The following is a 13523-nucleotide window of genomic DNA, read 5'->3' as shown; positions in this document are numbered from 1 at the left end:
GTCAGCTCCCTTCAGCACCCGGCTGCGCAGCCGGGCCGGTCTCAGGGGCAGCCTGCGAAGCTGCCTCGGTACGGGGGGCGCGGTCGCCACGGCCGCCGCCACGACGCGGACGGTCACCGCCGCCACGACGCGGACGGTCGCCGCCGCCACCACGACGGTCGTCACGCTCGCGACGCTGACCGGCACGAGCGCCGGCGGCAGCCGCCTCACGCTCGGCGCGGCTGGTCGGAGCCTCGCCCTTGTAGATCCAGACCTTCACGCCGATGCGGCCGAAGGTGGTACGGGCCTCGTAGAAGCCGTAGTCGATGTCCGCGCGAAGGGTGTGCAGCGGCACGCGACCCTCACGGTAGAACTCCGACCGCGACATCTCGGCGCCGCCCAGACGACCGGCGCACTGGACACGGATGCCCTTGGCGCCGGACTTCATGGCCGACTGCATCGCCTTGCGCATGGCGCGGCGGAACGAGACACGGCTGGACAGCTGCTCGGCGACGCCCTGAGCGACGAGCTGGGCGTCGATCTCCGGGTTCTTGACCTCGAGGATGTTGAGCTGGACCTGCTTCTTGGTCAGCTTCTCGAGGTCACCGCGGATGCGGTCCGCCTCGGCGCCGCGGCGGCCGATCACGATGCCCGGACGCGCGGTGTGGATGTCCACCTGCACACGGTCCGTGGTGCGCTCGATCTCGACCTTGGAGATGCCGGCCCGCTCCATGCCCTTCTGCAGCATGCGGCGGATCGCCACGTCCTCGGCGACGTACGACTTGTACAGCTTGTCGGCGTACCACCGGCTCTTGAAGTCGGTCGTGATGCCGAGGCGGAACCCGTGCGGGTTAACCTTCTGGCCCACTATCGGGTCCTTCCCTTCGGCTCGCGGGATTCCACGATCACGGTGATGTGGCTCGTCCGCTTGTTGATCCGATAGGCGCGACCCTGTGCACGCGGGCGGAACCGCTTCAGCGTCGGGCCCTCGTCGACCCAGGCGCGGCTCACGACGAGCGTGCTGGGGTCGAGGTTGAAGTTGTGCTCGGCGTTCGCCATGGCGCTGCTGAGCACCTTGTAGATCGGCTCGCTCGCCGACTGGGGAGCGAACTGCAGCACGGCCTGCGCCTCCGAAGCGGGCAGCCCGCGAATAAGGTCCACCACGCGGCGGGCCTTGAGGGGCGTGACACGGACGAACCGCGCCTGAGCCCTGGCTTCCATCGCTTACTCCTCTAAATGCTTCTGAAGGCGTCTATCGCCGGCTGCGCCGGTCTTCCTTGACGTGGCTGCGGAACGTCCGCGTGGGGGCGAACTCTCCGAGCTTGTGGCCGATCATCGACTCGGTGACGAACACCGGGACGTGCTTGCGGCCGTCGTGCACGGCGATCGTGTGCCCGAGCATGTCGGGAACGATCATGGAGCGCCGCGACCACGTCTTGATGACGTTCTTGGTGCCCTTCTCGTTCTGGGCGTCCACCTTCTTCTGAAGGTGGTCGTCCACGAAGGGACCCTTCTTAAGGCTACGTGGCATTTCGGCTGCTCCTACCGCTTCTTCCTCTTGCTCCGACGACGGATGATCAGCCGGTCGCTGGACTTGTTGGCCTGGCGGGTGCGGCCCTCGGGCTTGCCCTTGGGGTTCACCGGGTGGCGACCGCCGGACGTCTTGCCCTCACCACCACCGTGCGGGTGGTCAACGGGGTTCATGGCGACACCACGGACGGTCGGGCGCTTGCCCTTCCACCGCATACGGCCGGCCTTGCCCCAGTTGATGTTGGCCTGCTCGGCGTTGCCGACCTGGCCGACCGACGCCCGGCAGCGCACGTCGACCATGCGCATTTCACCGGACGGCATACGCAGGGTGGCGTACTGGCCTTCCTTGGCGAGCAGCTGGATCTGGGCGCCCGCGGAACGACCGAGCTTCGCGCCGCCGCCCGGACGGAGCTCCACCGCGTGGATGAAGGTACCGGTCGGGATGTTGCGCAGCGGCAGGCAGTTGCCCGGCTTGATGTCGGCAGCGGGGCCGTTCTCGATTCGGTCGCCCTGCTTGAGGCCGGTCGGCGCGATGATGTAGCGCTTCTCACCGTCGGCGTAGTGGAGCAGAGCGATGTTGGCGGTGCGGTTGGGGTCGTACTCGATGTGAGCGACCTTCGCCGGGATGCCGTCCTTGTCATGCCTACGGAAGTCGATGATCCGGTAGGCGCGCTTGTGTCCGCCGCCCTGGTGGCGCGCGGTCACCCGGCCGTGTACGTTCCGGCCGCCCTTGCTGTGAAGGGGCGCAAGCAGCGACTTCTCGGGAGTGCTGCGGGTGATCTCGGAGAAGTCCGAGACACTCGACCCGCGGCGACCCGGAGTCGTCGGCTTGTACTTACGGATGCCCATCTTTTTCGTTCATCCTTCGTCGGTTACATGGGCGAGCCCGCCGCACCGAAATGCGACGGTCTCGTCCCTCGCAGACCTTTCGGTCCGCTTCCTATCTATGGCGCTGCTAGCCGATCTGACCGAAGATGTCGATCCGATCGCCCTCGACCAGGCTCACGATCGCGCGCTTGGTGTCGGGACGCTTGCCGAAACCGGTGCGGGTGCGCTTGCGCTTGCCCGTCCGGTTGATGGTGTTCACGCTGGTGACCTTGACCCCGAAGATCTGCTCAACGGCGATCTTGACCTGGGTCTTGTTCGCGGTCTTCTTCACCAGGAACGTGTACTTGTTGTTCTCATCGATCAGGCCGTAGCTCTTCTCAGAGACGACCGGCTTGATGATGATGTCGCGCGGGTCGGCGATCTTCTCCATCAGGCGTCTTCCTTCCCGCCCTGGCTCAGCCGCGCGACGACCTGGTCGTACGCCTCCTGGGTGAAGACCACGTCGTCGTGCACGAGCACGTCGTAGGTGTTGAGCTGCCCGGCGTCCAGCAGGTGGACCTCGGGAGCGTTACGCAGGCTCATCCAGGTCAGCTCGTCGGCCTCGTCGACGACGACGAGCACGCGGGGAGCCTGAGTGATCTTGCGCAGGGCGTCCAGGGCAGCCTTGGTCTTGGGGGTCTCCCCCGTCACCAGCGTGCTGACCACGTGGACGCGACCGCCACCGGCCCTGTCGGACAGGGCGCCGCGGAGCGCGGCGGCCTTCATCTTCTTGGGCGTGCGCTGCGAGTAGTCACGCGGCACGGGCCCGTGGACGGTGCCACCGCCGGTGAACTGCGGCGCGCGGGTCGAGCCCTGACGGGCGCGGCCGGTGCCCTTCTGGCGGTACGGCTTCTTGCCGCCACCGCTGACCTCGCCACGGGTCTTGGCCTTGTGGGTGCCCTGCCGGCGAGCGGCGAGCTGGGCCACGACCACCTGGTGGATCAGCGGAACGTTGACCGTCGTGCCGAAGACGTCTTCGGGCAGTTCGACGGTGCCGGCCTTGGCGCCGCTGGCGTCGAGGACGTCAATAGTGGTGCTCACTTGGCAGCCCCCTTCTTGGCAGCGGTGCGGACGAGGACCAGGCTGCCGTTCGCGCCGGGGATCGCACCCTTGATCAGGATGAGACCGTTCTCGGCGTCGACGGAGTGAACCTTGAGGCTCTGCACAGTGGTGCGGACGTTACCCATCCGACCGGCCATGCGCAGGCCCTTGAATACGCGGCCCGGGGTGGCGCAGCCACCGATGGAACCCGGCGAGCGGTGCTTGCGCTGCGTACCGTGCGACGCGCCCAGACCACCGAAGCCGTGCCGCTTCATGACACCGGCGAAGCCCTTGCCCTTGCTCTTGCCCGTCACGTCGACGAACTGGCCGGCCTCGAAGGTGTCGGCCAGCAGCTCCTGGCCCAGGGTGTAGTCGCTCGCGTCGTCGGTGCGGATCTCCGCGAAGTAACGGCGCGGGGTGATGTCGTGCTTACGCAGGTAGTCGCCGAGCGGCTTGTTGACCTTCCGGGGGTCGACCTGCCCGAAGCCGAGCTGAACGGCGGAGTAGCCGTCCTTGTCTGCGGTACGGACCCGGGTCACCACGCACGGACCGGCCTCGACCACGGTCACCGGAACCATCCGGTTGTCCGCGTCGAAGACCTGGGTCATGCCGAGCTTCTTGCCCAGGACGCCCTTGATCGTCTTAGCCATGTCAGTGCGTTCCCTCAGAGCTTGATCGAAATGTCGACACCCGCGGGGAGGTCGAGCCGCATGAGCGAGTCAACCGTCTTGGGGGTCGGGTCGATGATGTCAATCAGCCGCTTGTGCGTGCGCATCTCGAAGTGCTCGCGGCTGTCCTTGTACTTGTGCGGCGAGCGGATGACGCAGTACACGTTCTTCTCGGTCGGCAGCGGCACCGGGCCCGCGACCTTCGCGCCAGTCCGCGTCACCGTCTCGACGATCTTCTTGGCCGAGCTGTCGATGACCTCGTGGTCATAGGCCTTAAGCCGGATGCGGATCTTCTGTCCCGCCATAGTGGCCTCGGTGTCCTTCGCTGTCGTCTGAAAAAGTATCGTGCGGCCTTGTGCCGCTGTGTTGCTGCAGGTCTGACCCTGCGTGACCCCACGAGACAGACACTGTTGATCTGTCTTTTCTTCCGTGATCCGGCAGTTACTTCGGTCACTATGGCCGAAGCGACTGCTGGATCACGGCGCTTTACGCGAGGCCCTTGACGCGGTACGGCGGTCGGCCCTGAATGTGGGGCCGACCGCCGCCCCGACGGTCGAGCTACTTGAGGATCTTCACAACCCGGCCGGCGCCGACGGTGCGGCCACCCTCACGGATCGCGAACTTGAGGCCTTCCTCCATGGCGATGGGCTGGATCAGCTCAACGCGCATCTCGGTGTTGTCGCCCGGCATGACCATCTCGGTGCCCTCGGGGAGGTTCACCACACCGGTCACGTCAGTCGTACGGAAGTAGAACTGCGGGCGGTAGTTGTTGAAGAACGGCGTGTGGCGGCCGCCCTCGTCCTTGGACAGGATGTAGACCTGGCCGGTGAACTCGGTGTGCGGGGTCGTCGTGCCCGGCTTGATGATGCACTGGCCGCGCTCGACGTCGTCGCGCTTGATGCCGCGGAGCAGCAGGGCGGCGTTGTCGCCGGCGTGACCCTCGTCGAGCATCTTGTTGAACATCTCGATGCTGGTGACGGTGGTCGTCGTCTTCTCCGGCTTGATGCCGATGATGTCGACCTGCTCGTTGACCTTGACGATGCCGCGCTCGATACGACCGGTGACGACGGTGCCGCGACCGGTGATCGAGAAGACGTCCTCGACGGGCATGAGGAACGGCTTCTCCGTGTCACGGGGAGGCTCGGGGACGTTCTCGTCCACCGCGTTCATCAGCTCGATGATGCTGTCGGCCCACTTCTCGTCACCCTCGAGAGCCTTGAGGGCGGAGACGCGGACGACGGGCAGGTCGTCGCCGGGGAACTCCTGCGCGGACAGGAGCTCACGGACCTCCAGCTCGACGAGCTCGAGGATCTCCTCGTCGTCGACCATGTCGGCCTTGTTCAGCGCCACGACGATGTAGGGGACGCCGACCTGGCGGGCCAGGAGGACGTGCTCCTTCGTCTGCGGCATCGGGCCGTCGGTGGCGGCGACCACGAGGATCGCGCCGTCCATCTGAGCGGCACCGGTGATCATGTTCTTCACGTAGTCGGCGTGACCGGGGCAGTCAACGTGAGCGTAGTGACGCTTCTCGGTCTGGTACTCGACGTGCGCGATGGAGATCGTAATACCGCGAGCCTTCTCCTCGGGCGCCTTGTCGATCTTGTCGAACGGGGTCGCCTTGTTGAGCTCGGGGAAACGGTCGTGAAGCACCTTGGTGATCGCCGCGGTCAGCGTGGTCTTGCCGTGGTCGATGTGTCCAATGGTGCCGATGTTCATGTGCGGCTTAGTCCGCTCGAACTTGGCCTTGCCCACTGGTTCTCTCCTTGAGAATCTGACTGACTTGTCTACACACTCGGGCCCGGGAAATCCCAGACCCCTAGGCGGCGGGGTGGCTCACACCACCCCGCCAGGGACCGGGAAGTTATTCGCCCCGGGCCTTCGCGACGATCTCCTTGGCGATGCCCGGAGGCACCTCCGCGTAGGAGTCGAACTGCATGCTGTAGCTCGCGCGCCCCTGCGTCTTGCTACGCAGGTCACCCACGTAGCCGAACATCTCAGACAGCGGCACGAGCGCCTGGACGACACGGGCGCCGGCCCGCTCGTCCATCGCCTGGATCTGCCCGCGGCGACCGTTGAGGTCACCGATGACGTCACCCATGTAGTCCTCGGGCGTGGTGACCTCGACGGCCATCATCGGCTCGAGAAGAACGGCGTCCGCCTTGCGCGCGGCCTCCTTGAAGGCCATCGAGCCGGCGATCTTGAACGCCATTTCCGAGGAGTCGACGTCGTGGGCGGCACCGTCGGTCAGCGTAACCTTCACGCCCACCATCGGGTAACCGGCCAGCACGCCGAACTCGGCGGCCTCCTGGGCGCCGGCGTCGACCGAGGGGATGTACTCCCTCGGGACGCGGCCACCGGAGACCTTGTTCTGGAACTCGTAACCGTCGTTGCCCTCGCCCAGCGGCTCCAGGTCGATGATCACCCGCGCGAACTGACCGGAACCACCGGTCTGCTTCTTGTGGGTGTAGTCGACCTTCTCCACCTTGCGGCGGATGGTCTCGCGGTAGGCCACCTGCGGGCGGCCCACGTTGGCCTCGACCTTGAACTCGCGACGCATACGGTCGACGAGGATCTCCAGGTGAAGCTCGCCCATGCCCCAGATGACCGTCTGGCCGGTCTCCTCGTCACGACGGACCTGGAAGGACGGGTCCTCCTCGGCCAGCCGCTGGATGGCGGTGGACAGCTTCTCCTGGTCGCCCTTGGTCTTGGGCTCGATGGCGACGTTGATGACCGGAGCCGGGAACGTCATCGACTCGAGCACGACCGGGTTGGCCGGGTCGGCAAGGGTGTCGCCGGTCGTGGTGTCCTTCAGACCCATGACGGCGACGATCTGACCGGCGATCGCCTGCGGGCGCTCTTCGCGCTTGTTGGCGTGCATCTGGTAGATCTTGCCGATCCGCTCCTTCTTGCCCTTCACCGAGTTCACGACCTGCGAACCGGTGTCGAGGGTGCCGGAGTAGATGCGGATGTAGGTGAGCTTGCCCAGGTGCGGGTCGCTGGCGATCTTGAAGGCCAGCGCGGAGAACGGCTCGGCCGGGTCCGCGTGACGCTCGATCACCTTCTCCTCGTTGCCGACCGCGTAACCCTTGAACGCCGGGATGTCGGTCGGGGCGGGGAGGTAGGCGACGATCGCGTCGAGCAGGGGCTGAACGCCCTTGTTCTTGAACGCGGTGCCGCACAGCACCGGGTTGATGGCGCTGCTCAGCGTGGCGCGGCGGATGGCCGCGACCAGCTGCTCCTCGGTGGGCTCGGTGCCCTCCAGGAAGAGCTCCATCAGCTCGTCGTCGTTCTCGGCCACCGTCTCGATGAGGCGGTCACGCCACTCGCGGGCGGCGTCGGCGTGGTCGGCCGGGATGTCGACGGTGTCGTACATCTCGCCCTTGGCCGCGTCGGCGCTCCAGATGAGCCCCTTCATCTTGATGAGGTCGATGACGCCCTTGAAGTCGGCCTCGACACCCCACGGAAGCTGGATCACAGCGGGGGTCGCGCCCAGGCGGCTGACCATCATCTCGACGCAGCGGTGGAACTCCGCGCCGACACGGTCCATCTTGTTCACGAAGCAGATGCGCGGGACCTCGTACCGGTCAGCCTGCCGCCACACCGTCTCCGACTGCGGCTCGACACCGGCGACACCGTCGAACACGGCGACGGCACCGTCGAGGACGCGGAGCGAGCGCTCCACTTCGATGGTGAAGTCGACGTGACCCGGAGTGTCGATGATGTTGATGGTGTGACCGATCCACTCACAGGTCGTCGCGGCAGACGTGATCGTGATGCCGCGCTCCTGCTCCTGCTCCATCCAGTCCATGGTGGCAGCGCCCTCATGGACTTCACCGATCTTGTAGTTGATACCGGTGTAGAACAGGATGCGCTCGGTCGTGGTGGTCTTGCCCGCGTCGATGTGGGCCATGATCCCGATGTTGCGGACCTTGGCCAGGTCAAGAGCGGTCGTAGCGGCCACTTTAACTCGCGTCCTCGTCGTCTCGTCGAACCCGCCGGGTTACCAGCGGTAGTGGGCGAAGGCCTTGTTGGACTCGGCCATCTTGTGGGTGTCCTCGCGCTTCTTGACACTCGCCCCGAGGCCGTTGCTGGCGTCGAGGAGCTCGTTCATGAGGCGCTCGGTCATGGTCTTCTCGCGGCGGGCGCGGGAGTACTGCACCAGCCAGCGCAGGGCCAGGGTGGTGCTGCGCGCGGCGCGCACCTCGACCGGCACCTGGTAGGTCGCGCCACCGACACGGCGGCTGCGGACCTCGAGGGTGGGCTTGACGTTGTCAAGCGCGCGCTTGAGGGTGACGACCGGGTCGTTGCCCGTCTTCTCCCTGCAGCCTTCGAGGGCGCCGTAGACGATCGACTGCGCGATGGAGCGCTTGCCGTCAAGGAGCACCTTGTTGATCAGGGCGGTCACCAGCGGCGAGCTGTAAACCGGGTCAGACATGAGCTGACGACGGCCAGGAGAACCCTTACGAGGCATTGTTAGCTCTTCTCCTTCTTCGCGCCGTAGCGGCTGCGGGCCTGCTTGCGGTTGCGGACACCCTGGGTGTCGAGCGAACCGCGGATGATCTTGTAGCGAACACCAGGCAGGTCCTTCACACGACCGCCACGCACGAGCACGATGGAGTGCTCCTGCAGGTTGTGGCCCACACCGGGGATGTAAGCCGTGACCTCGATGCCGTTCGTGAGCCGAACGCGGGCCACCTTGCGCAGTGCCGAGTTGGGCTTCTTCGGGGTCGTGGTGTAAACGCGCTGGCACACACCGCGCCGCTGCGGACTCCCCTTGAGGGCAGGAGTCTTGGTCTTGGAGACCTTGTCCTGCCGGCCCTTGCGGACCAACTGCTGAATAGTGGGCACTGCCACTCCGTTTCGTGCCTTGGCCGGTGTTACGTCATTGGGTCTTGCATTTCGCAGGTTCTGCCGGTGTCATGACCTGCTGGTTTTCCTCGTCCCGGTGCCCCCGCGGTCGGGCGTGTCGCGCTATTCACACAGACACAGCCACGGAGACTTGCGAGCCTGAGAGTCCAGCCGACGCTCTCCCTATGGATATGAGCGCACAGCCGAAAGCCCGCTAGAGACGGGCACGATGCTCAAGACTACCCAGGCCCAGCCGACACGTCAAAACGGCACGGCAACGCCTGTCGGCCTCGCCGCTCCGTGCCACCGGGGCCTGTCTCATCCAGCCCATCCGAAGCGCCGCGGCAATGATACCGGGCCTGGGGACCGACGTGTGCCGATTCGCCGGGGAGCCCCCCAACCGGCCCACAGACCGCCAGCCCGGCGGACCGTCTCCCCCGGGCCCGCCCCGCCCCCACAGGGCGTCTGGGAGCGTCTACGGCAGCGCGTACGGCCGGAAAAGCGCCGCGCCCGGGCCTCTTCGAAGAGAGACCCGGGCGCGGCGCCTGCGAAACTGCTAGCGGTTGTACTGACCGAAGTCGTACTCCTCCAGCGGGACGGCCTCGCCGCTGCCCGTGCCGAAGGTGTAGTCGGCCGCGGAACCGTCGTAACCGCCGACGGTGTACATGGCGGCCTTGGCCTCCTCGGTCGGCTCGACCCGGATGTTGCGGTACTGGGGCATGCCCGTACCGGCCGGGATGAGCTTACCGATGATGACGTTCTCCTTCAGGCCCAGGAGCGAGTCGGACTTGGCGTGGATCGCCGCGTCCGTCAGGACCCTGGTCGTCTCCTGGAAGGAGGCCGCCGACAGCCACGACTCGGTGGCCAGCGACGCCTTCGTGATGCCCATGAGCACCGGACGGCCCGCGGCCGGCGAGCCGCTCTCGGCCACCGTCTCGCGGTTCATCTGCTCGAAGCGCGGACGCTCCACCAGCTCACCGGGCAGCAGGTCGGTGTCACCGGACTCCAGCACGTTCACGCGCTTGAGCATCTGCCGCACGATGATCTCGATGTGCTTGTCGTGGATCGACACACCCTGCGACCGGTAGACCTGCTGGACCTCGGCCACCAGGTGCAGCTGCACGGCCCGCGGGCCGAGGATGCGCAGCACCTCGTTGGGGTTGACCGCGCCGGCGATCAGCTGCTGGCCGACCGTCACGCGCTGACCGTCCTGGACGAGCAGGCGCGAACGCATCGAGACCGGGTAGGCGATCTCCTCCGACCCGTCGTCGGGGGTGATGACGATCTTCCTGGTCTTGTCGGTCTCGTCGATCCTGGCCCGGCCCTCGGCCTCGGAGATCGGGGCGACACCCTTGGGGATGCGCGCCTCGAACAGCTCCGTGACACGGGGCAGACCGTGGGTGATGTCGGCGCCGGCCACACCACCGGTGTGGAACGTACGCATCGTCAGCTGCGTGCCGGGCTCACCGATCGACTGGGCGGCGATGATGCCGACCGCCTCGCCGACGTCCACGAGCTTGCCGGTGGCCAGCGAGCGGCCGTAGCAGGTCGCGCAGACACCGATCTTGGCCTCGCAGACGAGCGCGCTGCGGGTGCGGACGGTCTCGACGCCGGCCTCGACCAGCTTCGTCACGTGGATGTCGTTGATGTCGACACCCGCCGGGACGATGACCTTGCCGTCGACCTCGACGTCCTCGGCCATGATGCGGCCGTGCACGTTGGACTCGGCGTTCTCCGCCTTGACCAGGTTGCCCGACGCGTCACGCTCGCCGACGTGCAGCGGGACCGCGCGGTCGGTGCCGCAGTCGATCTCACGCACGATGACGTCCTGGGCGACGTCCACCAGACGACGGGTCAGGTAACCCGAGTCGGCGGTCCGCAGGGCGGTGTCGGCCAGACCCTTTCGCTGACCGTGGGTGGAGATGAAGTACTCCAGCACCGACAGGCCCTCACGGAAGGAGGCCTTGATCGGCCGCGGGATCGTCTCACCCTTGGTGTTGGACACCAGGCCACGGATACCGGCGATCTGCCGGACCTGCATCTTGTTACCACGGGCGCCCGAGTTGACCATCATCCAGACCGGGTTGGTCGCCGGGAAGGCGTTGACCATGTCGGTCTCGACGTCGGCCGTGGCGTGGGTCCAGATCTCGATGAGCTCCTGACGGCGCTCCTCGTCGGTGATCAGACCACGCTCGTACTCGCGCTGGACCTTGTCGGCCCGGCGCTCGTAGTTCTCCATGATGTCGGTCTTGTTCGGCGGCGCGACGACGTCCTCGATCGAGATCGTGACGCCGGAGCGGGTCGCCCAGCGGAAGCCCGCGTCCTTGAGCGCGTCGAGCGAGTTGGCGACCTCGACCTTGGGGTAGGTGTCGGCCAGCTCGTTCACGATCGTGGACAGCTGCTTCTTGCCCACCTGGAAGTTGACGAACGGGTAGCTCTCGGGGAGCGTCTGGTTGAACAGGCACCGCCCGAACGTCGTCTCCAGCCGGATCGGGTCACCCTGCTCCCAGCCCTCCGGAGCGACCCAGTCGCGCGGCGGCAGGACGTCCTTGACCCGGATCTGGATCTTCGCCTGGATCTCCAGCTCGCGGCGGTCGAAGGCCATCTGCGCCTCGGCGATCGAGCCGAACACGCGGCCCTCGCCGGTCGCGCCTTCCTTCTGGGTGGTCAGCCAGTAGAGGCCGATGACCATGTCCTGGGTGGGCATCGTCACGGGCTTGCCGTCGGCCGGCTTGAGGATGTTGTTGGTCGAGAGCATCAGGATGCGAGCCTCGGCCTGGGCCTCAGCCGACAGCGGCAGGTGCACGGCCATCTGGTCGCCGTCGAAGTCCGCGTTGAAGGCGGTGCAGACGAGCGGGTGGATCTGGATGGCCTTGCCCTCGACCAGCTGCGGCTCGAACGCCTGGATGCCCAGACGGTGGAGCGTCGGAGCGCGGTTGAGCAGCACCGGGTGCTCGGTGATGACCTCTTCGAGCACGTCCCACACGACAGGGCGGGCGCGCTCGACCATCCGCTTGGCCGACTTGATGTTCTGCGCGTGGTTGAGGTCCACGAGCCGCTTCATCACGAACGGCTTGAACAGCTCCAGCGCCATCTGCTTGGGCAGACCGCACTGGTGCAGCTTGAGCTGCGGGCCGACGACGATGACCGAACGGCCGGAGTAGTCGACTCGCTTGCCCAGCAGGTTCTGGCGGAAACGACCCTGCTTGCCCTTCAGCATGTCGCTGAGGGACTTCAGCGGCCGGTTGCCGGGGCCGGTCACCGGGCGACCGCGACGGCCGTTGTCGAACAGCGCGTCGACGGCCTCCTGGAGCATCCGCTTCTCGTTGTTCACGATGATCTCGGGGGCGCCGAGGTCGAGCAGACGCTTGAGGCGGTTGTTCCGGTTGATGACCCGGCGGTACAGGTCGTTGAGGTCGGAGGTCGCGAACCGGCCACCGTCGAGCTGCACCATCGGGCGCAGGTCCGGCGGGATGACCGGGATGCAGTCGAGCACCATGCCGCGCGGCGAGTTGGTCGTGTTCAGGAACGCCGACACGACCTTGAGCCGCTTGAGGGCGCGGGCCTTCTTCTGGCCCTTGCCGCTGCGGATGGTCTCGCGCAGGTTCTCGGCCTCGGCGTCGAGGTCGAAGCTGATCAGGCGGTCCTGGATCGCCTGCGCGCCCATGCCGCCCTTGAAGTAGCGGCCGAAGCGGTCGCGCATCTCGCGGTAGAGCAGCTCGTCGCCCTCAAGGTCCTGGACCTTGAGGTTCTTGAAGCGGCTCCAGACCTCGTCGAGCCGGTCCAGCTCGCGCTGGGCGCGGTCGCGGAGCTGGCGCATCTCGCGCTCGGCGCCCTCGCGGACCTTGCGCCGCTGGTCGCCCTTGGCGCCGGCGGCCTCCAGCTCGGCCAGGTCGGACTCGAGCTTCTTCTGCCTGGACTCGACGTCGGCGTCACGGCGCTGCTCGATGTGCTGCCGCTCGACGGAGATCTTCGCCTCCAGCGAGGGCAGGTCACGCTCACGCATGTCGGTGTCGACGTGCGTGATCATGTAGGCCGCGAAGTAGATGACCTTCTCCAGGTCCTTCGGAGCCAGGTCGAGCAGGTAGCCGAGGCGCGACGGCACGCCCTTGAAGTACCAGATGTGCGTGACGGGCGCGGCCAGCTCGATGTGGCCCATCCGCTCACGACGCACCTTGGCCCGGGTCACCTCGACGCCGCAGCGCTCACAGATGATGCCCTTGAACCGGACGCGCTTGTACTTGCCGCAGTAGCACTCCCAGTCGCGGGTCGGACCGAAGATCTTCTCGCAGAAGAGTCCGTCCTTTTCCGGCTTGAGAGTCCGGTAGTTGATGGTCTCGGGCTTCTTGACCTCGCCGTGCGACCACTGACGGATGTCGTCGGCGGTCGCAAGACCGATCCTGAGCTCGTCGAAGAAGTTGACGTCTAGCATTGTGTGCGATCTCCCCCTCAGACTTCTTCCACGCTGCTCGGCTCACGCCGGGACAGATCGATACCGAGTTCCTCCGCCGCGCGGAAGACGTCCTCGTCGGTGTCGCGCATCTCGATGGACATGCCGTCGCTGGACAGCACCTCGACGTTGAGGCACAG

Annotated in this window: 13 protein-coding genes; all 13 read right to left on the bottom strand. The window is 66.5% G+C overall.

Going from position 1 to position 13523, the window contains the following annotated elements; genetic code table 11:
- Position 1: 1 nt before the first annotated feature.
- On the bottom strand, positions 2-847 hold the full coding sequence (gene rpsC, locus AB0C33_RS00065; RefSeq protein WP_352362898.1) for a 30S ribosomal protein S3: 846 nt from the start codon (positions 845-847) through the stop codon (positions 2-4).
- Positions 847-1200, bottom strand: coding sequence for a 50S ribosomal protein L22 (gene rplV, locus AB0C33_RS00060; RefSeq protein WP_080043235.1), 354 nt, complete (start codon positions 1198-1200; stop codon positions 847-849). The genes rpsC and rplV overlap by 1 nt, the downstream gene beginning before the upstream one ends.
- A gap of 31 nt (positions 1201-1231) precedes the next feature.
- Positions 1232-1510 (bottom strand): 30S ribosomal protein S19, encoded by a 279-nt coding sequence (gene rpsS / locus AB0C33_RS00055; protein WP_030451498.1) that lies wholly within the window; start codon positions 1508-1510, stop codon positions 1232-1234.
- Positions 1511-1521: 11 nt separating this feature from the next.
- Entirely contained in the window at positions 1522-2358 is an 837-nt protein-coding gene (gene rplB, locus AB0C33_RS00050) for a 50S ribosomal protein L2 (protein ID WP_125644676.1), read from the bottom strand.
- Positions 2359-2464: 106 nt separating this feature from the next.
- On the bottom strand, positions 2465-2767 hold the full coding sequence (rplW, locus tag AB0C33_RS00045) for a 50S ribosomal protein L23 (protein WP_352327250.1): 303 nt from the start codon (positions 2765-2767) through the stop codon (positions 2465-2467).
- Positions 2767-3417 (bottom strand): 50S ribosomal protein L4, encoded by a 651-nt coding sequence (gene rplD / locus AB0C33_RS00040; protein ID WP_352362901.1) that lies wholly within the window; start codon positions 3415-3417, stop codon positions 2767-2769. The genes rplW and rplD overlap by 1 nt, the downstream gene beginning before the upstream one ends.
- The gene (gene rplC, locus AB0C33_RS00035; RefSeq protein ID WP_358282128.1) at positions 3414-4067 is read right to left on the bottom strand and encodes a 50S ribosomal protein L3; all 654 of its coding nucleotides are present in this window, start codon (positions 4065-4067) and stop codon (positions 3414-3416) included. Before rplC ends, rplD begins: the two co-directional genes overlap by 4 nt.
- A gap of 14 nt (positions 4068-4081) precedes the next feature.
- Entirely contained in the window at positions 4082-4390 is a 309-nt protein-coding gene (gene rpsJ / locus AB0C33_RS00030; RefSeq protein ID WP_012887830.1) for a 30S ribosomal protein S10, read from the bottom strand.
- Between the two features lie 253 nt (positions 4391-4643).
- Complete coding sequence (tuf, locus tag AB0C33_RS00025) at positions 4644-5837, bottom strand: elongation factor Tu (protein ID WP_358282126.1); 1194 nt, start codon at positions 5835-5837, stop codon at positions 4644-4646.
- Between the two features lie 109 nt (positions 5838-5946).
- On the bottom strand, positions 5947-8046 hold the full coding sequence (gene fusA, locus AB0C33_RS00020) for an elongation factor G (protein ID WP_358282124.1): 2100 nt from the start codon (positions 8044-8046) through the stop codon (positions 5947-5949).
- Positions 8047-8085: 39 nt separating this feature from the next.
- Complete coding sequence (gene rpsG, locus AB0C33_RS00015) at positions 8086-8556, bottom strand: 30S ribosomal protein S7 (RefSeq protein ID WP_043623423.1); 471 nt, start codon at positions 8554-8556, stop codon at positions 8086-8088.
- A 2-nt stretch (positions 8557-8558) separates the two neighbouring features.
- On the bottom strand, positions 8559-8933 hold the full coding sequence (gene rpsL / locus AB0C33_RS00010; RefSeq protein ID WP_020542315.1) for a 30S ribosomal protein S12: 375 nt from the start codon (positions 8931-8933) through the stop codon (positions 8559-8561).
- Between the two features lie 556 nt (positions 8934-9489).
- Complete coding sequence (locus AB0C33_RS00005) at positions 9490-13365, bottom strand: DNA-directed RNA polymerase subunit beta' (protein ID WP_357982792.1); 3876 nt, start codon at positions 13363-13365, stop codon at positions 9490-9492.
- Positions 13366-13523 lie beyond the last annotated feature (158 nt).

Source organism: Nonomuraea sp. NPDC048881 (assembly GCF_040649795.1).
Classification (GTDB): domain Bacteria; phylum Actinomycetota; class Actinomycetes; order Streptosporangiales; family Streptosporangiaceae; genus Nonomuraea.
This window is presented reverse-complemented; position numbering and strand designations above follow the sequence as displayed.

Excerpts from the sequence above, each read along its gene's own strand:
- rplV (WP_080043235.1), bottom strand. The coding sequence starts at position 1,200 with ATGGAAGCCAGGGCTCAGGCGCGGTTCGTCCGTGTCACGCCCCTCAAG.
- rpsS (WP_030451498.1), bottom strand. The coding sequence starts at position 1,510 with ATGCCACGTAGCCTTAAGAAGGGTCCCTTCGTGGACGACCACCTTCAG.
- rplB (WP_125644676.1), bottom strand. The coding sequence starts at position 2,358 with ATGGGCATCCGTAAGTACAAGCCGACGACTCCGGGTCGCCGCGGGTCG.
- rplW (WP_352327250.1), bottom strand. The coding sequence starts at position 2,767 with ATGGAGAAGATCGCCGACCCGCGCGACATCATCATCAAGCCGGTCGTC.
- rplC (WP_358282128.1), bottom strand. The coding sequence starts at position 4,067 with ATGGCTAAGACGATCAAGGGCGTCCTGGGCAAGAAGCTCGGCATGACC.
- rpsJ (WP_012887830.1), bottom strand. The coding sequence starts at position 4,390 with ATGGCGGGACAGAAGATCCGCATCCGGCTTAAGGCCTATGACCACGAG.
- rpsG (WP_043623423.1), bottom strand. The coding sequence starts at position 8,556 with ATGCCTCGTAAGGGTTCTCCTGGCCGTCGTCAGCTCATGTCTGACCCG.
- AB0C33_RS00005 (WP_357982792.1), bottom strand. The coding sequence starts at position 13,365 with ATGCTAGACGTCAACTTCTTCGACGAGCTCAGGATCGGTCTTGCGACC.